Origin of the sequence: Bordetella petrii (assembly GCF_000067205.1) — a bacterium.
Lineage (GTDB): Bacteria > Pseudomonadota > Gammaproteobacteria > Burkholderiales > Burkholderiaceae_B > Bordetella_A > Bordetella_A petrii.
In genome coordinates this window covers 5,171,577-5,196,449 of record NC_010170.1, presented here as the reverse complement: position 1 = coordinate 5,196,449, position 24,873 = coordinate 5,171,577, and the positions used below count along the sequence as shown (strand labels likewise).

Annotated in this window: 23 protein-coding genes; 13 read left to right on the top strand and 10 right to left on the bottom strand. The window is 66.3% G+C overall.

The annotated features are described in order from the left end of the window. The first annotated feature begins 66 nt into the window (after positions 1-66). Positions 67-462: a 50S ribosomal protein L17 gene (gene rplQ, locus BPET_RS24910; protein WP_012251745.1), complete on the top strand. Its 396-nt coding sequence runs from the start codon at positions 67-69 to the stop codon at positions 460-462. A gap of 98 nt (positions 463-560) precedes the next feature. Here rplQ and BPET_RS24905 read toward each other — a convergent pair whose 3' ends face one another. Next, complete coding sequence (locus BPET_RS24905) at positions 561-998, bottom strand: HIT family protein (protein ID WP_012251744.1); 438 nt, start codon at positions 996-998, stop codon at positions 561-563. A 102-nt stretch (positions 999-1,100) separates the two neighbouring features. Between BPET_RS24905 and cutA the strand changes: the two genes are divergently transcribed. Further along, positions 1,101-1,442: a divalent-cation tolerance protein CutA gene (gene cutA / locus BPET_RS24900; protein ID WP_012251743.1), complete on the top strand. Its 342-nt coding sequence runs from the start codon at positions 1,101-1,103 to the stop codon at positions 1,440-1,442. Between the two features lie 46 nt (positions 1,443-1,488). Further along, positions 1,489-3,378: a protein-disulfide reductase DsbD gene (gene dsbD, locus BPET_RS24895; RefSeq protein ID WP_151209002.1), complete on the top strand. Its 1,890-nt coding sequence runs from the start codon at positions 1,489-1,491 to the stop codon at positions 3,376-3,378. Positions 3,379-3,455: 77 nt separating this feature from the next. Here the strand turns inward: dsbD and hemB are convergent, their stop codons facing one another. Then, on the bottom strand, positions 3,456-4,469 hold the full coding sequence (hemB, locus tag BPET_RS24890) for a porphobilinogen synthase (RefSeq protein WP_012251741.1): 1,014 nt from the start codon (positions 4,467-4,469) through the stop codon (positions 3,456-3,458). Continuing rightward, positions 4,466-5,089: a ribosome biogenesis GTP-binding protein YihA/YsxC gene (gene yihA, locus BPET_RS24885; protein WP_041863308.1), complete on the bottom strand. Its 624-nt coding sequence runs from the start codon at positions 5,087-5,089 to the stop codon at positions 4,466-4,468. Before yihA ends, hemB begins: the two co-directional genes overlap by 4 nt. Positions 5,090-5,301: 212 nt before the next feature. Here yihA and BPET_RS24880 point away from each other — a divergent pair, with 212 nt between their 5' ends. From BPET_RS24880 to ccsB, 3 genes are all read left to right on the top strand, one after another. Next, positions 5,302-6,003, top strand: a complete 702-nt coding sequence (locus tag BPET_RS24880) for a c-type cytochrome (RefSeq protein ID WP_041863306.1) — start codon at positions 5,302-5,304, stop codon at positions 6,001-6,003. A 115-nt stretch (positions 6,004-6,118) separates the two neighbouring features. Beyond that, the gene (locus BPET_RS24875; protein ID WP_012251738.1) at positions 6,119-8,203 is read left to right on the top strand and encodes a cytochrome c biogenesis protein ResB; all 2,085 of its coding nucleotides are present in this window, start codon (positions 6,119-6,121) and stop codon (positions 8,201-8,203) included. A gap of 8 nt (positions 8,204-8,211) precedes the next feature. Next, the gene (gene ccsB, locus BPET_RS24870) at positions 8,212-9,552 is read left to right on the top strand and encodes a c-type cytochrome biogenesis protein CcsB (protein ID WP_012251737.1); all 1,341 of its coding nucleotides are present in this window, start codon (positions 8,212-8,214) and stop codon (positions 9,550-9,552) included. A 634-nt stretch (positions 9,553-10,186) separates the two neighbouring features. Here ccsB and lysA read toward each other — a convergent pair. After that, entirely contained in the window at positions 10,187-11,479 is a 1,293-nt protein-coding gene (gene lysA, locus BPET_RS24865) for a diaminopimelate decarboxylase (RefSeq protein WP_012251736.1), read from the bottom strand. Then, complete coding sequence (gene lptM, locus BPET_RS26860) at positions 11,476-11,628, bottom strand: LPS translocon maturation chaperone LptM (RefSeq protein WP_231852641.1); 153 nt, start codon at positions 11,626-11,628, stop codon at positions 11,476-11,478. Before lptM ends, lysA begins: the two co-directional genes overlap by 4 nt. A gap of 55 nt (positions 11,629-11,683) precedes the next feature. On the opposite strand from lptM, the gene cyaY reads away from it, so the two are divergent. Continuing rightward, positions 11,684-12,013, top strand: coding sequence for an iron donor protein CyaY (gene cyaY, locus BPET_RS24855; RefSeq protein ID WP_012251735.1), 330 nt, complete (start codon positions 11,684-11,686; stop codon positions 12,011-12,013). A 36-nt stretch (positions 12,014-12,049) separates the two neighbouring features. Here cyaY and BPET_RS24850 read toward each other — a convergent pair whose 3' ends face one another. Then, positions 12,050-14,515, bottom strand: coding sequence for a penicillin-binding protein 1A (locus BPET_RS24850; RefSeq protein ID WP_012251734.1), 2,466 nt, complete (start codon positions 14,513-14,515; stop codon positions 12,050-12,052). On the opposite strand from BPET_RS24850, the gene BPET_RS27030 reads away from it, so the two are divergent. From BPET_RS27030 to BPET_RS24835, 4 genes are read left to right on the top strand one after another with little or no spacing between them, the layout of a single operon-like run. Beyond that, positions 14,430-14,633 carry a hypothetical protein gene (locus BPET_RS27030; protein ID WP_162098131.1) on the top strand — a complete coding sequence of 68 codons (204 nt, stop codon included), beginning with the start codon at positions 14,430-14,432 and terminating at the stop codon, positions 14,631-14,633. The genes BPET_RS24850 and BPET_RS27030 overlap by 86 nt on opposite strands. Continuing rightward, entirely contained in the window at positions 14,630-15,250 is a 621-nt protein-coding gene (locus tag BPET_RS24845) for a shikimate kinase (RefSeq protein WP_012251733.1), read from the top strand. Before BPET_RS27030 ends, BPET_RS24845 begins: the two co-directional genes overlap by 4 nt. Next, on the top strand, positions 15,247-16,323 hold the full coding sequence (gene aroB / locus BPET_RS24840) for a 3-dehydroquinate synthase (RefSeq protein WP_012251732.1): 1,077 nt from the start codon (positions 15,247-15,249) through the stop codon (positions 16,321-16,323). Before BPET_RS24845 ends, aroB begins: the two co-directional genes overlap by 4 nt. Before the next feature lie 22 nt (positions 16,324-16,345). After that, positions 16,346-17,470, top strand: a complete 1,125-nt coding sequence (locus BPET_RS24835; RefSeq protein WP_012251731.1) for a deoxyguanosinetriphosphate triphosphohydrolase — start codon at positions 16,346-16,348, stop codon at positions 17,468-17,470. Between the two features lie 18 nt (positions 17,471-17,488). Here the strand turns inward: BPET_RS24835 and BPET_RS24830 are convergent, their stop codons facing one another. Together BPET_RS24830 and uvrA are read right to left on the bottom strand one after the other, a co-directional pair. Beyond that, positions 17,489-18,148 carry a glutathione S-transferase family protein gene (locus BPET_RS24830; RefSeq protein WP_012251730.1) on the bottom strand — a complete coding sequence of 220 codons (660 nt, stop codon included), beginning with the start codon at positions 18,146-18,148 and terminating at the stop codon, positions 17,489-17,491. A 92-nt stretch (positions 18,149-18,240) separates the two neighbouring features. Continuing rightward, complete coding sequence (gene uvrA / locus BPET_RS24825; protein WP_041863303.1) at positions 18,241-21,099, bottom strand: excinuclease ABC subunit UvrA; 2,859 nt, start codon at positions 21,097-21,099, stop codon at positions 18,241-18,243. A gap of 88 nt (positions 21,100-21,187) precedes the next feature. On the opposite strand from uvrA, the gene BPET_RS24820 reads away from it, so the two are divergent. Together BPET_RS24820 and ssb are read left to right on the top strand one after the other, a co-directional pair. Continuing rightward, positions 21,188-22,369 (top strand): MFS transporter, encoded by a 1,182-nt coding sequence (locus tag BPET_RS24820; protein ID WP_012251729.1) that lies wholly within the window; start codon positions 21,188-21,190, stop codon positions 22,367-22,369. A gap of 264 nt (positions 22,370-22,633) precedes the next feature. Further along, the gene (gene ssb, locus BPET_RS24815) at positions 22,634-23,143 is read left to right on the top strand and encodes a single-stranded DNA-binding protein (protein ID WP_012251727.1); all 510 of its coding nucleotides are present in this window, start codon (positions 22,634-22,636) and stop codon (positions 23,141-23,143) included. A gap of 92 nt (positions 23,144-23,235) precedes the next feature. On the opposite strand, the gene BPET_RS24810 is transcribed toward ssb, so the two are convergent. Together BPET_RS24810 and BPET_RS24805 are read right to left on the bottom strand one after the other, a co-directional pair. Further along, positions 23,236-23,940: a haloacid dehalogenase type II gene (locus tag BPET_RS24810; protein WP_012251726.1), complete on the bottom strand. Its 705-nt coding sequence runs from the start codon at positions 23,938-23,940 to the stop codon at positions 23,236-23,238. A gap of 57 nt (positions 23,941-23,997) precedes the next feature. Next, complete coding sequence (locus BPET_RS24805) at positions 23,998-24,804, bottom strand: SDR family NAD(P)-dependent oxidoreductase (protein WP_012251725.1); 807 nt, start codon at positions 24,802-24,804, stop codon at positions 23,998-24,000. Between the last annotated feature and the right edge of the window lie 69 nt (positions 24,805-24,873).

Genomic DNA, 24,873 nt, shown 5'->3' with positions numbered 1-24,873 from the left:
GGCCGATAGAAGATCCGGGCAACCTGGCGGCGCAAGCGCCGTCTTTAGATTCATAAGGAACTTATCATGCGTCACGGAAATGGTTTGCGTAAGCTCAATCGCACGAGCAGCCACCGTCTTGCCATGTTTCGCAACATGGCCGTTTCGTTGATCACCCACGAAGCGATCAAGACCACGCTGCCCAAGGCGAAAGAACTGCGCCGCGTCGTCGAGCCTCTGATCACCCTGGGCAAAGAACCCACTCTGGCGAACAAGCGCCTGGCGTTTGCCCGCCTGCGCGACCGCGCCGCCGTGGTCAAGCTGTTTGCCGAAATCGGCCCGCGCTACGCGGCCCGTAACGGCGGCTACACCCGCGTGCTGAAGATGGGTTTCCGTCAAGGCGACAACGCTCCCATGGCCTACATGGAACTGGTTGATCGTCCTGAAGTCGAGGAAACCGAGGCCGACAACGCTGCCGAGTAATCCGGCCAGTGGATAAGCGCAAGGGCGGGCCTATGGCCCGCCCTTGTTTTTTGTACCACGGCGGTGCCGGGGGCACCTGGTCCAGCCGAAACCGCCGGTCAGCTACCTGCCAGCGCCTGGCGTAACTGCGCCGCCGTGTCGGCGAGTTGTTCGGCGGGGCATTGCGGCGGCATGACGAACTGCAGGTCTTTCTGGGCGATGTACTGCGTGGACGTGATGTCCTGCGGATGATGCATCGGGACCAGGTGTGCATGGGCGTGGGCCACATGGATACCCGTGAACATGAAGCCCACGCGCTCGACCCGGTACAGGGTTTTCATGGCGCGCGCCAGTTGCTGGCCCAGCCCCAGGATGCGGTAGGCGAGCGTGGGGGGCAGGTCTTCGAAGTATGGGTAGTGCTGCTTGGGGATGATGAGCGCATGGCCCGGCCGGACCGGCTGGATGTCGAGGAAAGCCAGTATTTCGTCGTCTTCATGCACGACATGGGCGGGGATCTGGCGCCGCGCGATGCGGCAGAACAGGCAGGTGTCCGACATGGCAGAAGGGTCTCGGCTGGGGCGGGCGCGCGGCGCCGCGGGCAGTCCCGATAAAATACCCTATATCGCCGCAGCCCTGCCGGCCGTTTCCCAGGAGCAGCCATGTCGTCAGACGACGATATCGTATTGGTCATCAGCAATGCGCCCGATCTGTTGCTGGCCAAGCGCATTGCCCATGTGCTGGTCGAAGACGGCCTGGCGGCCTGCGTGAACCTTGGCGCGCCTGTCCTGTCCATCTATCGCTGGCAGGGTGAAATCGAAGGGGCCGACGAGATCCCGATGTGGATCAAGACCACGGCAGGGCAGCAACAGGCCGTGGTGCGGGCATTGGCTCGCCTGCACCCGTACGAGGTTCCCGAGATTATTGTTGTGCCCGTCATTGGCGGCAGTGCGCCCTACCTGGATTGGGTGCGCGAGCAGGCAAATGGCAAAGCGGCGCATTAGCGTTCCCGCAGCCTGGCGGGGCGGCTTTCACAAAGAGAAGAATCCGATGCATCAGTTCATGGTTCATGCGCGGCCCGCCTGGCGAGTCTGGTGGCTGGGCTGCCTGGCCCTTCTGGCGTGGGCCGTGCTGGCCTGGCGCCCTGCTGCCGCGCTGACCGAGGCCGATTTCCTGCCACCCGAGCAGGCCTTTGTCTTCAGCGCCGCCATGGCGGACCCAGGAACCATCGAGCTGCGCTATCGCATCGCGCCGGGGTATTACATGTACCGCGAGCGTTTTGGCCTGTCGATCAGCCCGCTGGGCGCGGCCACGCTGGGTACGCCCGTGTATCCGCAGGGCGACGTGAAGTACGACCCCACGTTTGAAAAAAACATGGAGGTCTATCACCAGCAGGTGTCGATTACCGTGCCGGTAACCGGGCAGCAGCCTTTCTCGCTTACCGTCACCAGCCAGGGCTGCGCGGATGCGGGACTGTGTTATCCGCCCGCCGACCACACCGTCAGGCTGGTGCCCGTGGCGGGCGGCTATGCCGTCGACGGTGCGTCGCTCGCGAGCGCCGATGCGGGCAGCGCGGCCGTGGCGGGTTCCTCGGCCACGGCTACCGGGCTGGGTTCGCTGCTGGCCGCGGGCGACTTGGGGTTGGCCGACGCCATCGGCGGGTTGGGCTGGCTCAAGACCGCGGGCGTGTTCTGGGTGCTGGGGTTGCTGCTGGCGTTCACGCCCTGCGTGTTGCCCATGATTCCCATCCTGTCGTCCATCGTCGTGGGCGGCACGGATGGCGCGCGGCCCGGCCGATGGCGCGGCCTGGGGCTGGCGGCGGCCTATGTACTGGGCATGTCGGTGGTCTACACCGCCCTGGGCGTGGCCGCAGGCCTGAGCGGCGCGGGCCTGGCCGCCTGGTTGCAGACGCCCTGGGTGCTGGCGGCCTTTGCCGTCATTCTGGCGCTGTTGGCGCTGGCCACCTTCGGGGCCTTCGATTTTCAGGTGCCGGGTTCGGTGCAAAGCTGGCTGTCGGCTCGTTCGGCACGCATACCCGGTGGCCGCGCCACCGGCGCACTGGCCATGGGGGCCGTGTCGGCGCTGATCCTGGGGCCTTGCGTGGCGGCGCCACTGGCGGGCGCGCTGCTGTATATCTCGCAAACAGGCGATGTGGTGCTGGGGGGCGCAGCGTTGTTCGCGATGGCCTGGGGCATGGGCGTGCCGCTGCTGGTGGTGGGGGCCTCGTCGGGCGCCCTATTGCCCAAGGCGGGGCCGTGGATGGACGGCGTCAAGCGCCTGTTCGGCATGTTGCTATTGGCCACCGCCTGGTGGATGCTGGTTCCTGTCGTGCCGACCTGGCTGCAAATGGCGGGTTGGGCTTTCCTTGCCATCGTGGCGGCAGTGATGTTGCGCGCCTTCGACGCCTTGCCCGCCGGTGCGGGCGCGCCGCGCATGTTCGCCAAGGGCCTGGGCCTGCTGCTGGCCTTGGCTGGGCTGGTGTGGTTGGTGGGGGCCGCCAGCGGCGGCCGCGATGTCTTGCAGCCCTTGTCGCACCTGGCACAACGTGGCGGCGGCCCGGCCCCGCTCGCGGCGGCGGGGCCGGTGGAATTCAAGCGGGTGCGCACCAGCGCCGAGCTGGATGCCCTGCTGGCCCAGAGCACGCGGCCCGTCATGCTGGACTTCTATGCCGACTGGTGCGTGTCGTGCCGTGAAATGGAGCGTTTCACGTTTTCCGATCCGGCCGTGGCCAGCCGGATGTCGCGCATGCTGCTGTTGCAGGCCGACGTCACCGCGAATAATGCCGACGACCGCGAGCTATTGAAGCGTTTCAGGCTGTTCGGCCCACCGGGCATTCTGTTTTTCGCGCCGGGCGGGGCACCCATCGCCGATGCGCGCGTGATCGGTTTCCAGGATGCGCCGCGTTTCGCGGCGGTACTCGACCGCGTGCTGGCGCGCTAGCGCAAGCCTGAGACCAAGCCAGGCGCCCGGGCGGGAGCCCCACCCCTGGCAGGTCTGGCACGCGCCCTGCGCTTGCCTTATTGCTGCTTGAGCAGCTTGGCCGCTTCTACCGCGAAGTAGGTCAGGATGCCGTCGGCTCCGGCGCGCTTGAAGCCGAGCAGGGCTTCCATCATGACCTTGTCATGGTCGAGCCAGCCGTTGGCGGCGGCGGCCTTGATCATGGCGTACTCGCCGCTGACCTGGTACGCAAAAGTGGGAACCCTGAAAGCGTCCTTGACGCGGCGCAGCACGTCCAGGTACGGCATGCCGGGCTTGACCATGACCATGTCGGCGCCTTCTTGCAGGTCGGCCGCCACTTCGCGCAGGGCTTCGTCGAGGTTGCCCGGATCCATCTGGTAGGCCATTTTGTTGGACTTGCCCAGGTTCGAGGCCGACCCCACGGCGTCGCGGAACGGACCATAGAACGCGCTGGCGTACTTGGCCGAATAGGCCATGATGCGGGTATGGATGTGCTGGTTGGCCTCGAGCGCTTCGCGGATGGCGCCGATGCGGCCATCCATCATGTCGCTGGGCGCGACGATGTCGACGCCGGCGCCGGCCTGCACCAGGGCCTGGCGAATCAGGATCTGCACCGTGGGTTCGTTGAGCACGTAGCCGTCTGCGTCGATGACGCCGTCCTGGCCGTGGCTGGTGTACGGATCGAGCGCCACGTCGGTCAGCACGCCCAGCTCGGGGAAGCGCTGCTTCAGCGCGGCAACCACGCGCGGGATCAGGCCGTCGGGATTGGCCGCCTCGGCGCCGTCGGGCGTCTTGAGGGCGGGGTCGATTACCGGGAACAGCGCCATTACCGGGATGCCCAGCGCCACGCATTCTTCGGCTGCTGCCAGCAGGGTGTCGGGCGAATAACGCACCACGCCGGGCAGCGAGGGCACGGGTTGCCGCAGGCCGCTGCCTTCGGCCACGAACACCGGGTAGATCAGGTCGTTGACGGTGAGCGTATGCTCGCGCACCAGGCGGCGGGTGAAGTCATCGCGGCGCAGCCGGCGCGGGCGCGAGATGGGGAAGGCGGGGGAAATGATCTGGGGATTCATGGCACTACCTTGGGAGAAATCCAGTTCTCGATATATTGGGTGGCCTCGGGCAGCCCGATGCGCTCGGTGGCCGAGAACGGCACCGTGTGCAGCGCGCCGATGTCGGCGAGGTCTTTGCGCACGGCAAAAACGGTGCGCTGGCGCTGCCCGTATGGCAGTTTGTCGGCCTTGGTCAGCAGGGCCAGCACGGGGCGGCCGGTGGGGGCAATGAAGTCGGCCAGGCGGCGGTCGAGCTCGGTGATGCCGCGGCGGATGTCGATGATGAGCACAATACCCGCCAGCGACGAGCGGTCGCGCAAATAGCCGCCCAGCACGTCGGCCCACTTTTCTTTTTCTCTGTGGGCCACCGACGCGTAGCCGTAGCCGGGCAGGTCGACCAGGAAGCCCAGCGGCTGGTCGGGCGACAGGGGGTCGGGCAGGCCGAACAGATTGATCAGCCGGGTGCGGCCCGGCGTCTTGCTGGAAAAGGCCAGGCGGCGCTGGTTGCACAGCACATTGATGGCCGACGACTTGCCCGCATTGGAGCGGCCCACGAAGCAGACTTCGGGCGCGCCGGGGGCGGGCAGCTGATCCAGGCGGGCTGCCGAGACAAAGAAAGAGGCGCGATGTAGAAGGGACACAGGGGGGCCGATACGGTTGGTTGCGAACCCTATTGTATAATCGTGCGTTTGCAACAGTGGTCCCCCTGCATTGCGCTGGCTTTTTCCGTCTGTTGAAGACGCCGGTCTAGCAGCGCTGAAGGCCAGGGCGAACGTATGTTCATCCGGCATGGCATGGGGCAGGCATGGGGCGCTTTGGCGCCTTGATCGAGATCCGATCGTCGAGGTTTTCAATGAAGCGTGTGCTGTCCCGGATGTTGGTAGCAAGCGGGCTGATGCTCGGTGCGTCCGTAATTTCTTCCAGTTTCGCTGCCGAAGGCGCCGCGGCGGCTGCCAAGCCGGACGCGACCAAGGGTGCGCAACTCTTTGACCAGGGCGATGCCTCGCGCGGCATCGTGGCCTGTGCGTCCTGTCACGGCGCGGGAGGCAACAGCAGCATTCCCGTCAACCCCAATCTGGCCGCCCAGCCCCACGAATACCTGGCCAAGCAGCTGGCTGACTTCCAGACCAAGCAGGGCGCCGACAAGCCCGCGCGCAATGGCGCCGGTGGAAATCCCACCCCCATGACCGCCATGGCCCAGAACCTGACGCCCGAAGACATGAGCAACGTGGCGTTGTACCTGGCCCAGCAGCCGCTGAAAGAGCCCGCCACCGCCGGCCAGGAAGACCTGGTCGAGCTGGGCCGCAAGATCTGGCGCGGCGGCTTGCCCGAACGCAACGTGCCCGCCTGCGCGTCGTGCCACTCGGCCAACGGCGCCGGCCTGCCTGCCCAGTACCCCCGCCTGGCCGGCCAGTTCCCCGCTTACCTCGAAGAACAGCTGAAGCTGTTCCGCAGCGGCGATCGCGCCAACAACCCGGTCATGCAGGAAATCGCCGACCGCATGTCGGACACCGACATCAAGGCTGTGGCCGACTACGCCGCGGGCCTGCGCTAGGCGCTGGCCCGATCCGCGCGCGGCCGGCCCGCGCAGCAATACTGGCGCGGCCCGGAACCGGATTCCGGGAGCGCTGTCCATAAGGGGGAAGCCGGTAGCGGCCCCCCTTTTTTTCATGAACACCACTTCTCCGCCTTCTCGACCTCTGCGCAGCCTGTCGAGCGACCTTTTCGAGTTGCTGGGCTCGATGCGCTTTGCCGTGAGCCTGCTGATGTTCATCTGCGTGGCCAGCGTGCTGGGCACGGTGCTGGTGCAGAACCGCTCGTCCAGCACTTATATCGATCAGTTCGGCCCGTTCTGGTTCGAAGTGTTCGACAAGTTCTCGATCTGGCACGTCTATAACAGCTGGTGGTTCCTGGCTATCATGGGCTTTCTGGTGGTGTCCACCACGCTGTGCCTGATCCGCAATACGCCCAAGATGCTGCGCGATGCGCGGTCGTTTCGCGAACATGTGCGCGCCAGCAGCCTGCAGGCCTTTCCGCACCGGGTCGAAATGCGCGATGCGGCGTCGGTGGATGACGCGGTGGGCGGCATCAAGGGCCTGCTGGCCCGGCTGGGCTATGCGGTGCGCGAGCGCCGCGACGGCGATGGCGTGATGCTGGCGGCCAAGAAGGGCAGCGCCAACCGGTTGGGTTATATCTGCGCGCATTCGGCCATGGTGATCATTTGCCTGGGCGGCCTGCTCGACAGCGAACTGGCGGTGCGCCTGCAGGTGTTGCTGGCGGGCAAGAAGCCCATCGTCGAGAACATGCTGATTTCGCAAGTGCCGGCCAGCGGCCGGCTGTCGGTGGCCAACCCCAGCTTCCGCGCCAGCGTGCTGGTGCCCGAAGGCGGGCAGGCCAGCACGGCGGTGGTGATGGTGGGTGATGGCGCGCTGGTGCAGCCCTTGCCGTTCACCCTGAAACTGAAGAAATTCCTGATCGACTACTACTCTACCGGCATGCCCAGCCGGTTCGCCAGTGAAGTCGAAGTGACCGATCCCGACACGGGCAAGAGTTTCGAATCGACCATCGAGGTCAACGAGCCGCTGCGCTACAAGGGTGTGACGGTGTACCAGTCGAGCTTCGACGATGGCGGCAGCAGCGTCAGCCTGAAAGGCTATCCGCTGGTAGGCGCCAACGATGCTGTGTTTGACGTGGAAGGCACGGTGGGCAAGTCTACGGAGATCACCGCGCGCGGCGCTGATGGGGGCGCCCGCAGCATGACGGTCGACATCACGGCGCTGCGGCCCATCAACGTAGAAGACCTGACCGGCGGCACGCCGCGAGGCAACAGTCTGACGCTGGGCGAGCACGTGGCCGCGGTGTCCGGCAGCGCGGCGGGCAAGAAGAACGAAAACCTGCGCAACGTGGGCCCGAGCGTTGAGTACCGGCTGGTCGACCAGGCCGGACAGGCCCACGAATTCATGAACTACATGCTGCCGGTGCAGTTGGACGGCGCCGCCGTGTTCCTGGCGGGCGTGCGCAACAGCCCAGCCGAGAGTTTCCGGTATTTGCGCATTCCCGCCGATGCCGACAGCTCGCTGGCCGAATTCATGCAACTGCGGGCCACCCTGGCCGACCCGGCGGCGCGCCGCGAAGCCGCACGCCGCTTTGCCGAGCGCAACAGCTCGGAACAGGCTGAGCGCCAGTCGCTGCAAACGGCGGCCGAGCGCGCGCTGGATACCTTTTCCAAGGGCGGCTTGCAGGCTATTGCCGACTTCCTGCAGGCGAACACGCCGCCCGCCGACCTGGAGCGCGCGGCCGACGTCGTGATCCGTCTGATCGGCTTGTCCATGACCGAACTGCGCGACGTCGCCCGCGAACGCGCCGGGTTGCCTGCCCTGCCCGACCAGGGTCCCGACGCCGAGCGCGCGGCACAGTGGTCGCGCCTGGCGGTGGCGGCGCTGTCCGATCTGAATGTCTATCCGGCCCCCGTTTTTCTGACGCTGAGCAATTTCAAGCACGTGCAGGCCAGCGTGTTCCAGGTCAGCCGCACTCCTGGCAAGACGGCGGTGTATATCGGCTGCCTGCTACTGGTGCTCGGCGTATTCTCGATGTTTTATATCCGCGACCGGCGCGTGTGGGTCTGGATCAAGCCCGCCGCCGACGGCGCGGGCAGCGATGTCCAGGCCGCGATGACCTCGCAGAAGCGTACACTCGACTTTCACCATGAGTTCGAGCGCTTCAAGCAGGCCTTGTCGAGCCGGAACCGGTCCTGAGGTTTTCCATGTCCGCCAGCACTTCTTCTCATTCGTCCGATGCCCTGTGGCAGCCGGCACTGTCGGCCACCGGCGACGCGCGCGTGCAGCGTGGCCGGCCTGACTGGACCGACATCGTTTTCTTCCTGTTGCTGGCCGTAGGCGCCGGCTATGCGCTGACCGGTTACGGCAGCGCCATGGACTACTACGAGAAAATCATCCTGTGCGGAGCGGTTTTCGTGCTGACCTGGCTGGGCTGGCTGTGGCGGCCCTTGCGGCGCCTGATGATCGCTTGTGCCCTGGCGGCCGGCCTGGCGCTGCTGCTGTACCAGGATGACCTGGCGCGGGCCGAGCAGGTGTTCTTCCTGAAGTACCTGTTTTCGTCGCAATCGGCCATTTTGTGGATGAGCGCCTTGTTCATCCTGGCTACGGTCTGCTACTGGATCGGCATTTTCAGCCGGACCTCGGCGTGGCTGGGCACCGCCCTGACCTGGGGCGCGGTATTCGCCGGCGTGACCGGCATGCTGGTGCGCTGGCGCGAAGGCCACCTGATGGGTCCCGACTTGGGCCACATTCCGGTCAGCAACCTGTATGAAGTGTTCGTGCTGTTCTCGCTCATCACGGCGCTGTTCTACCTTTACTACGAGCGCAAGTACGCAACGCGCGCGCTGGGCGGCTTCGTGCTGCTTGTGATTTCGTCGGCCACGGTGTTCCTGTTGTGGTACGCCTTCACCCGCGACGCGGCCCAGATCCAGCCCCTGGTGCCGGCCCTGAAAAGCTGGTGGATGAAGCTGCACGTGCCCGCGAATTTCATCGGCTACGGCACTTTTTCTCTGTCGGCCATGGTGGGGTTTGCCTACCTGATCAAGCAGCATGGCACCACGACGTCGTGGGCCAGGCTGGCGCCGCTGTTCGTGCTGGGCGTGCTGCTGTGCGTCGAGCCCATGGTGTTTCGCACCGATGGCCTGTCGGCCACCTGGATGGTCTATTTCGGGGTGGGCGTGGTCATAGTGGGCGGCATCTTGCTGGGCCGGCGCCGCATCGCCCAGGCGCTGCCGTCGCTGGAGGTGCTGGACGACATCATGTACCGCGCGATTGCCGTCGGTTTCGCCTTTTTCACGGTGGCGACCATCCTGGGGGCGCTGTGGGCCGCCGACGCCTGGGGCGCATACTGGCAATGGGACCCGAAGGAAACCTGGGCCCTGATCGTGTGGCTGAACTACGCCGCGTGGCTGCACATGCGGCTGATGAAAGGCCTGCGCGGGCACCTGGCGGCTTACTGGGCGCTGGTGGGCTTGCTGGTGACCGGATTCGCGTTCCTGGGGGTGAACATGTTCCTTTCGGGTCTGCATTCCTACGGGGAGCTGTAGGCGGCCTCTTGCCTGGCCTGGGTGCCGGGGTGGGACGTGGAGTGCTTCTGGCGTCGTCGCGCGGTGGCGTGAGCGCCACCGCGCGACGACTTGCAATGAGCGTCATAAGGCGCGCCGCCGGGTGTCTGACTTCCATAGGGTGTCAGGCACCGACACTGCAGACGCTGCTTCAGCAGGACGGTGTCAGGCACCTGCGGAGCCAGACACCTGGCAATAGCTCCGTGCGCATCGCCCAGTTGCCGCCGCCGGGTGACTGACTTCCATAGGGTGTCAGGCACCGGCACTGCAGACGTTGCTTCAGCAGGACGGTGTCAGGCACCTGCGGAGCCAGACACCTGGCAATAGCATGGCGCGCATCGCCAGTTGCCGTTGCCAGGTGTCTGACTTCCATAGGGTGTCAGGCACCGACACTGCAGACGTTGCTTCAGCAGGACGGTGTCAGGCACCTGCGGAGCCAGACACCTGGCAATAGCTCCGTGCGCATCGGCCAGTTGCCGTTGCCAGGTGTCTGACTCCCGCAGGGTGTCAGACACCGACACGGCAAACGTCACTTCAACAGGACGGTGTCAGGCACCTGCGGGAGCCTGATAGCTGGCGACAAACACCCTGGGTGTCCGGGCCGAGCCGCCCTTTTTCACGGCAGCGTCGATTCGCCGCGCAGCAGGTCGTCTAGTGTTTCGCGCTGGCGCACGATGTAGTGGCGGCTGCCGTCGACCATGACCTCGGCCGCGCGCGCCCGGGTGTTGTAGTTGCTGGCCATGACCATGGCGTAGGCGCCGGCGGACTCGAGCGCGAGCACGTCGCCTGCCTGCAGCGCCAGCTTGCGCTGGCGGGCCAGCCAGTCGGCGCTTTCGCAGACCGGGCCGACGATGTCGTACTCGATGGCGGCGCCGTCGCGCGGCGCCACCGGCTGCACGCCATGATAGGCGTCGTACAGGGCCGGGCGCAGCAGGTCGTTCATGGCGGCATCGACGATGGCGAAATTGCGCGCCTGCGCGTGCTTCAGGTACTGCACCGTGGTCAGCAGCACGCCGGCGTTGCCCACCAGCGAGCGGCCCGGCTCCAGCACCAGATGCAGGTGCGCCATGCCACGCGCCTGCAGGCGCTCGAACACCTGGTCGAGCAGCGCCTTGGGCGAAGGCGGAATTTCGTCGGTATAGCGGATGCCCAGGCCGCCGCCCAGGTCGAGGTGCTGGATGGCGATGCCTGCGGCGTCGAGCTGTTCGATCAGGTCGAGCAGTTTTTCAAGCGCATCGAAATACGGGCTGATGTCGGTGAGCTGCGAACCGATGTGGCAGTCGACGCCGACGATTTCCAGCCCCGGCAGCGCCGCGGCGGTGCGATAGGCGTCGAGCGCGGACTCGATGGCAATGCCGAATTTGTTTTCTTTGAGGCCGGTGGAAATGTAGGGATGGGTTTGCGCGTCGACGTCGGGATTGACGCGCAGCGACACCCGCGCCCGTTGCCCCATGGACTGCGCCACGTCGGACAGGCATTGCAGTTCGGCCTGCGATTCGACGTTGAAGCATTTCACGCCGGCCTCCAGGGCGGCGCGCATTTCCCAGGCCTGCTTGCCTACGCCCGAGAACACCACCTTGGCGGGGTTGCCGCCCGCGGCGAGCACTCGCTTGAGTTCGCCGCCCGACACGATGTCGAAACCGGCGCCCAGGCGGGCGAATTCTTTCAGCACGGCGAGGTTCGAATTGGCCTTCATGCCGTAGCAGACCAGCACCGGGCGGGTGCCGATGGCGTCGCTGTACGTGCGCCAGGCCTGGGCCAGCGCCGCGCGCGAATACACGTACAGCGGCGTGCCGAGCTGGCTGGCCAGGGCGTCGAGCGCCACGCCTTCGGCGTGCAGGATGCCGTTCTGGTAATGGAAATGCGGATGGCCGGCCAGGCCGGGCAACGTGGAGTTCGGGGATGTCATGGAAGCGTGGTGGGGGCGGGGATCTTGGGCGGGTCGGGGTATTCCGGCCCCGACTGGCCAGGCTGCGGCGGCAGGTACAGCGGACCCTTGAAGCCGCAGGCCGCGACCAGGCCGGTCGCGGCAAGCGTGGCTACAATGCGTAAGACCATGCGGCTGCGTGCCAAATGGAACACTCGAAACTCCGTAATTCTTGCAGGTTCGATTATGACTGAAACCGAATTCCTTGCGTTGGTCGACCAAGTACTGGACAGCATCGAAAGCCAGGCCGACGACTGGGCGGCCTCGCAGGATGTCGATATCGAGACCAGCCGCAGCGGCAATGTGCTGACGCTGGTATTCGAAGACGGCACCCACGTGGTCGTGAACAGCCAGGCCGCCATGCAAGAGATCTGGGTTGCCGCCCGCAGTGGCGGATTCCACTACCGGTATGACGGCCAGCACTGGAACGACACCCGGGGCGGCCCGCGGCTGCCCGACGCGCTTTCGCAGATCTGCTCCGAGGCCGCCGGCGTGCCGGTAGCCGTGCGGCTGTAATAGCGGGCCCGTGCCGGCTGGCGCCACAGGCGCCGGTCAGAACGGGATTTTCTGCGACCAGGGCGTTTGTTTCCCGGGGTTCAGGTCGGGCGACACGCGGATGCTGTTGTCGCCGCCCCCGCCGCCGCCCACCAGATCGTTCAGGAACTCGCCCAACTGGTCGGTTTCGGCCGGCGTGGGTTCAGACAGCCCCAGCCGCGCCACGGCCTGGCCCGGCGGGAACTCCGAAAAATAGAAATCGCCGCGGTCGACCAGCAGGCCGTCGGGGCGGGGGCGTTCTTTTTGCTCGGGCACGCCCTTGAGCATATCGCCCATGTAGTCCAGCCAGATCGGCATGGCCACGCCGCCGCCGGTTTCGCGCGAGCCCAGCGACTTGGGCTGGTCGAAACCCATCCAGGCCGTGGCTACCAGGCTGGGCACGTAGCCCGAGAACCAGGCGTCGACCGATTCGTTGGTGGTGCCGGTCTTGCCCGCGATGTCGGAACGCTTGAGCGTGGCGCGCGCGCGCGCCGCGGTGCCGCTGGTGGCCACGCCGCGCAGCATGTCGTCCATGACATAGGCGGTGCGCGGGTCGATGGCCCGGGCAGCGGCGTCGCCCGCCACGATGGGCTTGGACTGCATCAGCACCTTGCCGCTGCTGTCGGTGACGCGGTCGATCAGGTAGGGGGCGATGCGGTAGCCGCCGTTGGCGAACACCGCGTACGCGCCCGCCAGCTGCAACGGCGTGACCGAGCCCGCGCCCAGCGCCAACGGCAGCACGGCTGGCTGGCGCGCCTTATCGAAGCCGAAGCGCGTCAGATACTCTTGCGCGTATTGCGGGCCGATGGCTTGCAGGATGCGGATCGACACCATGTTCTTGGACTTGTACAGACCCTGCCGCATGGTCAGCATGGGCTCGTACACGTTGCCGTAGTTCTTGGGATGCCAGGCCTTCGAACCCGTTTGCTCTGCGGTCAGCTCGAACGGCTGGTCGGATATCTGGGTAGCGGGCGTCAGGCCACGCTCGAGCGAGGCCGCGTAGATGAAAGGCTTGATGTTCGAGCCGGGCTGGCGCCAGGCCTGGGTGACGCGATTGAACTTGCCGCGGTAGAAATCGAAGCCGCCCACCATGGCGCGGATCGCGCCGTCTTGCGGTGACAGTGACACGAAGGCCGCCTGCACCGAGGGCATGTTGATGACTTCCCAGCCGTCGCCCAGCTTGTGGATGTAGACCACCGAGCCGCGCTGCAGGCGCCGCTCGGCCGAGGCCTTGCTGCCCAGCGAGCGCGCCACCACCGCCAACACTTTCTTGTCGGTGATGGTGATGATTTCGTTGGCGCTGCGCGCCACCTTGATTTCGGTGGGGCTGGCCGACAGCACGACGCCCGTCAGCAGGTCGTCGCTGTCGGGGTACTTTTCGAAGACGCCGTCCAGGTAGTCGTCCAGCGCCTGGGGGTTGCTTTCGATGCCCGCGGGCATGTCGAGCTGCTCTTCCGGGCCGGGGTACACGGCGCGGCGCGTGTATTGCAGCACGCCGTCGCGCACCGCGTGATAGGCCGATTCCTGGTCTTTCGAGCGCACCGTGGTGTAGATGTTGATGCCGCGCGAGTACAGATCGTCTTGGTAGATGCCGTAGAGCAGCTGGCGCGCCAGCTCGGCCACGTATTCGCCATGGATGGCATAGCCGCCGGCGGGCGTGCCTTCGGCCGCCTTGATGACGATAGGTTGCGCCTTGGCCTGCTGGTATTCGGCGTCGGTCAGGTAGCCCAGCGAATGCATGCGGCCCAGCACGTAATGCTGCCGCAGTTCGGCGCGCGGGCGGTTGGCGATGGGATTGAAGCGCGACGGCGCCTTGGGTATGCCCGCCAGCATGGCGGCCTCGGCCGCGGTGACCTGCGATACGGGCTTGCCGAAATACGTGCGCGACGCGGCGGCAAAGCCGTAGGCGCGGTGCCCCAGGTAGATCTGGTTCATGTAGAGCTCGAGGATCTGGTCTTTGGTGAGCTCGGATTCGATCTTGAAGGTAAGCAGCAGTTCGTAGAACTTGCGCGAATAGGTTTTCTCGGACGACAGGTAGAAGTTGCGCGCCACCTGCATGGTGATGGTGCTGGCGCCCTGCGATTTCGACATGCTGAGCAGGTTGGCCAGCCCGGCGCGCACCACGCCGGTCCAGTCGATGCCGCCGTGCTGGTAGAAGCGGTCGTCTTCGGCGGCCAGCACGGCCGATTTCATGACGTCGGGAAATTCATTGAAGCGCAGCACGTTACGGCGTTCTTCGCCGAATTCGCCGATCAGGACGTGGTCGGCCGTGTAGATGCGCAGCGGTACGCGTGGCCGGTAGTCGGTCATGGCGTGCAGGTCGGGCAGGTTGGGCCAGGCCAACGCCAGCGCCATGCCGCCCAGCAAGACGCCACACAGCGCCAGGCCGCCAAAGAAAATGCCCATCTTCACGAAAAACCGCAAAATGGGCGATCCGCTTTTGGGAGGTGGGGCTTTTTTGGAAGAATTCTGCGACTTGCTCATCGCGGCGATTTTACGGGCATCTGTAGGTGCGCTTGGTGGTGGTCACCGGGTTTCTGTAACAAATTCGTTCAGTGTGGTAAGCGGGCAACTGGCCGGCGATGGGATAATGCACGCATGAATGGTTTGGCGAATACAGATCTGGCCCCGGGCGCCGGCCCTGCCGACAGCCCCTGCGTGGCGGCCGAGGCGGGGCCGCGCGTGCGCCTGCCGCACGACCTGCCTATTTTCCTGGTGGGTATGATGGGGGCGGGCAAGACCACCATCGGCCGCGGCCTGGCGCGCGTGCTGGGCCGCGAATTCATCGATCTCGACCATGAACTGGAGGCGCGCTGTGGCGTGCGGGTGCCGGTGATCTTCGAGATTGAGGGCGAAGGCGGCTTTCGCAAACGCGAGGCGGCCGCCCTCGACCATTGCACCCAGCGGCGCGGCATCGTGTTGGCCACCGGCGGCGGCGCCGTGCTGGCGCCCGAAAACCGCCGTCTGCTGCGCGAACGCGGCGTGGTGGTGTACTTGCGCGCCAGCGTCGATGAACTGTTCCGGCGCACCAGCCGCGATCGCAACCGCCCGCTGCTGGCCAACCCCGATCCGCGCGGCACCCTGTGCGACCTGATGGCCCGGCGCGAACCTTTGTACGAAGAAGTGGCCGATCTGGTGGTCGATACGGGCACCATGCCGGTGTCGCACCTGGTGAAGTCGCTGCTGCCGTTGCTGCAAGCCTACGAGAAGAACCCATGACCGTTGTCGACGTCGATACCCCCGGTGGCCGCTACCCCATTCATATCGGCCCGGGCCGCCTGGATGCGCTGGACCAATCCATTCCCGCCGACGCCACGGCCATCGCGGTGGTGACCAACCCCACCGTGGCCGCCCTGTATGGCGAGCGCGTCGAGGCGGCGCTGGCCCGTACCGGCCGCCGCGTGCTGCGTATTGAACTGCCCGACGGCGAGGCCCACAAAGACTGGCAGACCCTGAACCTGATCTTCGACGCGCTGCTTACCCATCGCCTGGACCGCCGCGCCGTGCTGGTGGCGCTGGGCGGCGGCGTGATCGGCGACATGACCGGTTTCGCCGCGGCGGTCTACATGCGTGGCATCCGTTTCGTGCAGGTGCCCACCACTCTGTTGGCACAAGTCGATTCTTCCGTGGGCGGCAAGACGGCGGTGAACCATCCGCTGGGCAAGAACATGATCGGCGCGTTCTACCAGCCGGTGGCGGTGGAAATCGACACCGACGTACTGGGCACGTTGCCGGCGCGCGAAGTGTCGGCGGGACTGGCCGAAGTGATCAAGTACGGCCTGATCCTGGATGCCGAGTTCTGGAGCTGGTGCGAAGCCCATGCCGCCGCATTGCGGGCCCTGGACCCGGCCACGCTGGCCCATGCCATACGCCGCTCGTGCGAACTGAAGGCGCAGGTGGTGGGCAAAGACGAGCGTGAATCGGGCCTGCGCGCCATCTTGAACCTGGGCCACACCTTCGGCCACGCCATCGAGTCGGGCCTGGGCTATGGCGAGTGGCTGCACGGCGAGGCGGTAGGCTGTGGCATGGTGCAGGCGGCCGAGCTGTCGGCCGAGGTGGCCGGTTTCCCACGTGCCGACGTGGCGCGGGTGCGTGCGCTGGTGCAGGCCATCGGCTGCCCTACCACGGCGCCCGATCTTGGGGCCGACCGCTGGCTGGCCCTGATGCAGGTCGACAAGAAGACCGAGGGCGGCGAAATCCGCTTCGTGCTTATGCCGCGCATTGGTCAGGCGCTGACTCGGGCCGCGCCGCTCGATGCGGTGCAAGCCGTGCTGGCCCGCACGGTGCAATGACCGCGCCGGGACGATGCCGCCAATGAACGAACTGGCCTGCTACGCATCCGATCCCTCAGCCACCCGCGGGCGCCGGCACGCCGAGCCGCCTCCGCAGAACCGCACCGAGTTCCAGCGCGATCGCGATCGCATCATTCATTCCACGGCCTTTCGCCGGCTGGAATACAAGACGCAGGTGTTCGTCAACCACGAAGGCGACTTGTTCCGCACGCGCCTGACGCACAGCCTGGAAGTGGCGCAGATCGCCCGCACGCTGGCGCGCAGCCTGCGCCTGTCGGAAGACCTGACCGAAGCCATTGCCCTGGCCCACGACCTGGGCCACACGCCTTTCGGGCACGCCGGACAGGATGAATTGAACGCCTGCATGCGCGAACTGGCGCCGCAGGCAGGCGGCTTCGAACACAACCTGCAAAGCCTGCGCGTGGTCGATGAGCTGGAAGAACGCTACGCCGAGTTCAGCGGCCTGAACCTGTGCTTCGAGACGCGCGAAGGCATCTTGAAGCACTGCTCGGCCGCGCATGCGCGACAGCTGGGCGACGTGGGCGAGCGCTTCCTGAACCGCACCCAGCCATCGCTGGAAGCGCAGTTGGCCAACCTGGCCGACGAAATTGCCTACAACAACCACGACATCGACGATGGCCTGCGCTCGGGCCTGATCACGCTCGAGCAGATGCAGGACGTAACGATCTTCGCTCGCCATTACGCCGAGGTGGCCGAGCGTTATCCGCGGCTGGCCGAACGCCGCGCCATTGCCGAAACCGTGCGGCGCATGATCAACACGCTGATTGTCGACCTGACCGCCACATCGTTGGCGCGCATCGCCGATGCGGCGCCGGCCGATGCCGATGCGGTGCGCCTCGCGCCGCCGCTGGCTGGCTTTTCCGATGACGTGCGACGCGAAGCCGACGAGCTGAAGCGATTCCTGTTCGACAACCTGTATCGCCACTATCGCGTGGTGCGCATGACCAACAAGGCGCGCCGCATCGTGCGCGAGCTGTTCCAGGCCTTCCTTTCCGATCCGCGCCTGCTGCCGCCGGATCACCGCCGCGACGCGCCGGACCAGGCCCGCGCCATCGCCGATTACATCGCCGGCATGACGGATCGCTATGCGATCCGCGAACACCGGCGGTTGTTCGAGATGGGCTAGTTGTACTGAGGCTGGCGGTCAGCGTTGCGTGCGGTACGGCTCGTCTTCGGGCACGAATACGCCTTCGGTGCGCGCTTCACGCGTCCATTCCCGCATGGCGGGCAGCGCCAGCACGGCATCCATGTAATCGCGCACCGCGCCCGCGGCCGACACGCCGTAGGTGGTGAAACGCGACACAACCGGCGCGTAGAACGCGTCCGCGATGCTGAAGCGGCCGAACAGGAATGGGCCGCCCTGACCGAACTCGGCGCGCGTGTCATGCCAGATGGCTTGCACGCGAGACACGTCGCCCTGGGCTGCCGAAATATCAATGCCGGGCAGATGGGCCTCGACATTCATGGGCATGACCTGGCGCAGTTGGCCGAAGCCGCTGTGCATTTGAGCGGCCAGCGAGCGCGCGCGGGCCCGCGCGCGCGGGTCGGCCGGCCACAGGCCCGCTTGCGGATGCTGTTCGGCCGCGTATTCGCAGATGGCCAGCGAATCCCAGATGGCGAAGTCGCCATCGAGCAGCACGGGCACCAGCCCCGCGGGCGTGATGCCGCCCAGGCGCTGGGCGAACTCGGGCGTAAACAGGCCCAGCTTCTGTTCCTGGAAGGCAATGCCGGCGGCGCGCAGCGCCAGCCATGGGCGCAGGGACCAGGACGAGTAGTTCTTGTTGCCGATGATGAGCGTGTACATGGCGACGGAGGCGAAACGAGTGGGGGTTTTCGTTCTGGATCGCACGGTATCAGGCGTTCTTGCGGAGTGCCCGATACCTGGGATGGCTCAGTCTACTGCGATTGGTTGCGTTGCAACACCCGGCCCAGATAGTGCCCGGTATGGCTCTCGGGGTTGGCCGCGACATCTTCCGGCGTGCCGGTGGCGACCACACGCCCGCCCCCGTCGCCGCCTTCCGGCCCCATGTCGACGACCCAGTCGGCTGTTTTGATGACGTCGAGGTTGTGCTCGATGATCAGCACGGTGTTGCCGCTGTCGACCAGTTGGTTCAGTACCTGCAGCAGCATTTCGATGTCGCGGAAATGCAGGCCCGTGGTGGGCTCGTCCAGAATGTAGAGCGTGCGGCCGGTGCTGCGGCGCGACAGTTCTTGCGACAGCTTGACCCGCTGGGCCTCGCCGCCCGACAGCGTGGTGGCGCTCTGGCCCAGGCGGATGTACGACAGGCCCACGTCGATGAGGGTGTGCAGCTTGCGCGCGATGGCCGGAACCGATTCGAAGTACTCCAGCGCCTGCTCGACGGTGAGGTCGAGCACTTCGCTGATGTTGCGGCCCCGGTAGCGGATTTCGAGCGTTTCGCGGTTATAGCGCCGGCCGTGGCAGACGTCGCACGGCACGTACATGTCGGGCAGGAAGTGCATTTCGACCTTGACCACGCCGTCGCCCTGGCAGGCCTCGCAGCGCCCGCCCTTGACGTTGAAGCTGAAGCGACCCGGGTCGTAGCCGCGCGCGCGGGCTTCGGGCACGCCGGCGAACAGCTCGCGGATGGGCGTGAACAGGCCGGTATAGGTGGCCGGGTTGCTGCGCGGCGTGCGGCCGATGGGGCTTTGGTCGACGCTGATGATCTTATCGAAGTGCTCCAGGCCGCTGATCGACGCGTACGGCGCGGGCTCGCTCTGGGCATGGTGCAGCTGGCGCGATACGGCCACGGCCAGCGTGTCGTTGACCAGCGTCGACTTGCCCGACCCCGATACGCCCGTGACGCACACCAGCCGCCCGGCCGGGATGCGCAAGTCGACGGTCTTCAGGTTATTGCCGCTTGCTCCTTCCAGCACCAGCCAGGACTGCTCGTCGGTTACCGCGCGCCGTTCAGGAACAGGAATGGCGCGCCGCCCGCTGAGGTACTGGCCGGTCAGCGAGGCGGGGTCGTCCTGCACGGCCGCGGGCGTGCCTTGCGCCACCACCTGGCCACCGTGCTCGCCCGCGCCCGGGCCCATGTCGACCACCCAGTCGGCCAGCCGGATCATGTCTTCGTCGTGCTCGACCACGATGACGCTGTTGCCGAGGTCGCGCAGGTGCTGCAGCGTGCCGATCAGGCGGTCGTTGTCGCGCTGGTGCAAGCCGATGGAGGGTTCGTCCAGCACGTACATCACGCCGGTCAGGCCCGAGCCGATCTGGCTGGCCAACCGGATGCGCTGCGCTTCGCCGCCGGAAATGGTGTCGGCGCTGCGGTCCAGCGACAGGTAGTTCAGCCCCACGTTGTTCAAAAAGCTCAGGCGCGCCTCGATTTCGCGCACGATGCGCTGGGCGATTTCCTGCTTGGCGCCAGTGAGGGTCAGCGCCTGGAACCACGCAAGGCAATCCGACAGCGGCATTGCCTCGACTTCGTAGATGGCCTGGCCGCGCCGTTCGCCTTCGCGCGGGTTGTCGCCGATGAGCACATGCCGGGCCTCGGCGCGCAGGCGCGAGCCCCCGCAGTCGGGGCAGGTCTTGATGTTGCGGTATTTGCCCAGCTCTTCGCGCACGGTGGCCGAGTCGGTTTCGCGCCAGCGGCGTTCCAGGTTGGGAATGACACCCTCGAAGGTGTGCCGCTTGACGGTGCTGCGGCCCTTCTCGTTCAGGTAGACGAACGCGATTTCTTCATCGCCCGAGCCGTACAGCACCTTGCGGCGCAAGTCTTCCGGCAGGTCTTCGAAGGGCGTGTCGATGTCGAACTCGTAATGCGCGGCCAGACTGGTCAGCAGCGAGTGGGTAAAGGCGTTGCGGCGGTCCCAGCCCCGGATGGCGCCGGCCGCCAGGCTGAGTTCGGGAAACGCCACCACCCGCTTGGGGTCGAAGAAGCCGACCTGACCGATGCCATCGCAAGTGGGACAGGCGCCCATGGGGTTGTTGAAGCTGAACAGCCGCGGTTCGAGCTCGGGCAGGCTGTGGCTGCATACCGGGCAGGCGTACCGGCTGGAAAATACCTGCTCGCGTCCGCTGTCCATGTCCAGGGCCACCGTGCGGCCGTCGGCCAGTTGCATGGCGGTCTCGAAGCTTTCGGCCAGGCGCTGTTTGCTTTCGGGCTTGATGCGCAGGCGGTCGACCACGACGTCGATGTCGTGCTTTTCGTTTTTCTTCAGCGGCGCCATGTCGCTGATTTCCTGCATCTGGCCGTCGACCCGCAGGCGCACGTAGCCCTGGGCCTGCAGGCTGGCGCATTCGTCTTCGAAGCTGCCCTTGCGCGCGCGGGCGATAGGGGCCAGCACCGCCAGCCGCGTGTCGGCCGGCCAGGCCAGCACGGCGTCGACCATCTGGCTGACGCTTTGCGCCTGCAGGGGCAGGCCATGGTCGGGGCAGTACGGCGTGCCCACCCGGGCGTACAGCAACCGCAGGTAATCGTGGATTTCCGTGATGGTGCCCACGGTGGAGCGCGGGTTGTGTCCGGCGGCCTTCTGCTCGATGGAAATCGCCGGCGACAGGCCTTCGATGAGGTCGACATCGGGCTTGTCCATCAGCTGCAGGAACTGCCGCGCGTAGGCCGACAGGCTTTCTACATAGCGGCGCTGCCCTTCGGCGTACAGGGTGTCGAACGCCAGCGAGGACTTGCCCGAGCCGGACAGGCCCGTTACCACCACCAGCTTGTGGCGGGGCAGGTCGAGCGAGACGTTCTTGAGGTTGTGGGTGCGCGCACCCCGAATGCGTATCGCGTCCATCAGGCGTTTCAGCGGTTTCAAAGGCCAACTTGGTACTATAGCGCGCCGAGTCTTTTCTCGTATAAGGCCCTGACCCGCCCGTTTCCGCATGCCGGCTGATACCAAACTGAAATTGACCCCTTCCGAGCGCCGCGCCAGCGTCGCGCTGGCGGGCCTGTTCGCCTGCCGGATGCTGGGCCTGTTCCTGCTGTTGCCTGTTTTCGCGGTCGCCGCGCGCGGCCTGCCCGGGGGCGACGATCCGGCAAGGGTTGGCCTGGCGCTGGGCATGTACGGGCTCACCCAGGCCTTCATGCAGATTCCCTTCGGCCTGGCGTCCGACCGTTGGGGGCGCCGGCCGGTGGTGGTGGCCGGCCTGCTGTTGTTCATTGTTGGCAGCGTCGTGTGCGCCCAGGCCCAGGACGTGTTCTGGATCACCATCGGCCGCGCCATCCAGGGCGCCGGCGCGATTTCCGCTGCCGTGACCGCCTGGCTGGCCGACGCCACTCGTGACGAGGTGCGTACCCGGGCCATGGCCATGGTGGGCGGCTCCATAGGTCTGTCGTTCGCGGCCTCGCTGGTGCTGTCGCCCCTGCTGGTGGGCTGGTGGGGGTTGTCGGGCCTGTTCTGGACCATTGCCTGCCTGGGTGTGGCCAGCCTGGCGGTGGCCCGCTGGGTGGTGCCGGTGGTGCCTCGCGGCGACGCGCGCAGCATGAACGTGCGGCCGCGCCAGGTGCTGGCCCATGCCGACCTGCTGCGCCTGAATTTCGGTGTGTTCGCCTTGCATTGCACCCAGGTGGCGCTGTTCGTGGTGGTGCCGGCCTTGCTGGCCCAAGCTGGCGGCCTGGCCGCGCAAGATCTCTGGAAGGCCTACCTGCCGATTATCGTGGTGTCGTTCGTGCTGATGGTGCCTGTGATTTTCGTGGCCGAACGGCACCGCGCCCACCGTGGGGCGCTGCGCGCCTCGGTGGCCGGCCTGATCGTGGTGTGCGCGCTGCTGCCGGCCGCCAGCCACGGTTTTTACACCCTGGCCATCGTCATGACGGCCTTTTTCGTGGTGTTCAACATTCTCGAAGCCCTGCAACCCTCGCTGGTTTCGCGGGTGGCGCCGGCCCAGTACAAGGGCCTGGCCCTGGGCTTCTACAACACCGCCCAGGCCGCCGGCCTGTTCTGCGGCGGCGCGCTGGGCGGCTGGCTGGCCGCCCACGCCGGCGCCAATGCGGTGTTCCTTGGCGCGGCGGCTCTGGCGGCCGTGTGGCTGGCGGTGACCTGGGCGCTCAAGCCGCTGTCATAAAGGCATACCCAGGGGCCAGTGGCGGGGCCGATAGCGGCTCGAACCGCAGTGACAGGCGTGTCTCTTGCGCCGGTAAAATCCGGGCAAGGTGCGGTAAGCTTACGGTAATGAAGGGCGGTGGATAGCTTCCCCGGCTATACGCGCGCCGCCCGCTGCAAGAGCCAGAAACTTGGCAAATCACCCCCTGTTCAGGTCTGGCAGTTTGGAACAAATTTTGTCTCTTGGGCAATTCGATTGCACCAGGGCACCAGAGGAAAAATCCCCATGGCATCGGTCAATAAAGTCATTCTCGTCGGCAACCTGGGACGCGATCCCGAAGTCCGCTACAGCCCCGATGGCGCGGCGATCTGCAATGTTTCCATTGCCACCACCTCGCAATGGAAAGACAAGGCCACCGGCGAGCGCCGCGAAGAAACCGAATGGCACCGCGTGGTCATGTACAACCGCCTGGCCGAGATCGCCGGCGAATACCTGAAGAAGGGCCGCTCGGTGTACATCGAGGGCCGCCTGAAGACCCGCAAGTGGCAAGACAAAGACACCGGCGCCGACCGCTACAGCACCGAAATCGTTGCCGACCAGATGCAGATGCTGGGCGGCCGCGATAGCGGCGGCGAAGGCGGCTACGGTGGCGGCGGCGGCTACGATGAAGCGCCGCGCCAGCAGCGCGCTGCGGCCCAGCGTCCGCCCGCGCAACGTCCGGCTCCGGCCGCCGCCGCGCCGGCCGCGGGCGGCGCCGCCAACCTGGCGGACATGGACGACGATATTCCGTTTTAACCGCCTTCGCACGGCGCAAGCGGTCGATCGAAAGCCCCCGGTTAACGGGGGCTTTTTCATGCCTTGCGGCCGGCGAATGACGCAGGCGCGGGCTACCCGGCGCGATGGGCGCTATTAACGCCGGCGGTGCGGAACAATGCCGGCACTTCGTCCAGCCCGCCGGCTACGGTGTGCGGTGTGACGCCCAGTTCGTCAAAGGTGTTGCCACGGCGGTTCACCCAGCAGACCTCGAAGCCGAAATGGCGCGCGCCCGCGGCATCCCAGGCATTGGACGACACGAACAGGATCTGGCCCGGCGCCAGCCCGAGCGCCTGGCAGGCCAGCGTGTACACCCTGAAATCGGGTTTGAAGACCCCGGCGCGCTCGACGCTGAGCAAATGGGCAAAGTGGTGTTGCAGGCCGGAATGCCTGACGACGCTGTCGATCGAGAAGACCGATCCGTTCGACAGGATGGCCAGCGGCAGCCCGAGTTCGTTCAACTGCTGCAATGCGGCGGGCACTTCGGGATACGGGTCGAGCTTCAGGTAGGCCTCGCACAGCGCGGCGCGGGTGGCCGGGTCGAGATCGAGGCCCAGGCGGCGGCAGGTGTAGACCAGCGCGTCATCGGTGGCCTGCTCGAATGGCACATACTGGCCCATCAGGCTGCGCAGCCAGGTGTATTCGAGCTGCTTCTGCCGCCATAGTTCGCTGATCTGCATGCCCTGGCCGGGATATGCGGCGTTGCAACGCTGCACGACCGAATGAACGTCGTAGAGCGTTCCGTAAAGATCGAAGACGATGGCCTGTGCTTGGGTCATGGCTGGTTCCTTCCCGGGACGCCGGTCGTTCGCCGCGCGCGGCGGATGGGGGACACTTTACAGGGCCGAGTGATCTTTCACTGCTTCGGCAAGCTTTGGTTTGAGCGTCTGAAACCGCTCATCCAGCGATTCGGGATCGGAGCGGTTCTGGGCGATCATGGCGGCCCGGACGTCGCCGCCCCGAATCACCTGCAAGGCGTCGGTCTCGATGCCTTCAACAATGGCCTGGGCAACCGCAGCGGCCGGTTCGCGCACAAAACCGAGGTCTGGGCCCGCCCGCGAGGACGCCATCATCGGCGTGTCGGTCGCGCCGGGATACGCCGTCAGGACATGCACGCCCTCGCCTTTCAGTTCGCGCCGCAGCGCTTCGCCGAAATGCGAGATGCCGGCCTTGACGGCGGCGTAGGCGGTGTAGAAGGGCACGCCCACCAGCGCGATGCCGGAAGATATGTTGACGATCATTCCGTTGCCCGAGGCGCGCAGGTGCGGCAGGGCCGCGCGCGCCAGCAGCACGGGCGCCAGCAGATTCACCGCCACCATCTGGGCGATGTCGTCTTCGGGAATGTCTTCCAGCCGCCCGGCGCGCACGCCGCCCGCGCTGTTGACCAGAATATCCAGGCCGCCCATGGCCTTGCAGGCAGCCTGCAAGGCCCGCTGCCGGCCTTCGGCGGTGGCCACGTCTGCATCGGTTCCGTCGGCCTGCGCGCCCTGCGCGCGCAGCTGCTCGACCGCTTGCCGCACGACCGCGGCCCGGCGTCCGGCGATGAACACCGTGGCGCCCTTGCGCGCCAGCTCGGCGGCCGTAGCGAGGCCGATGCCGCTGGATCCGCCGGTAATCAGGACTCTCTTACCCTGTACGTTCATGTTCGCGCTCTTCAGAAAAGTGAATGGCGGTGCCCGGGCACCCTGCGCGAATAGTTTTAAATCATTTGA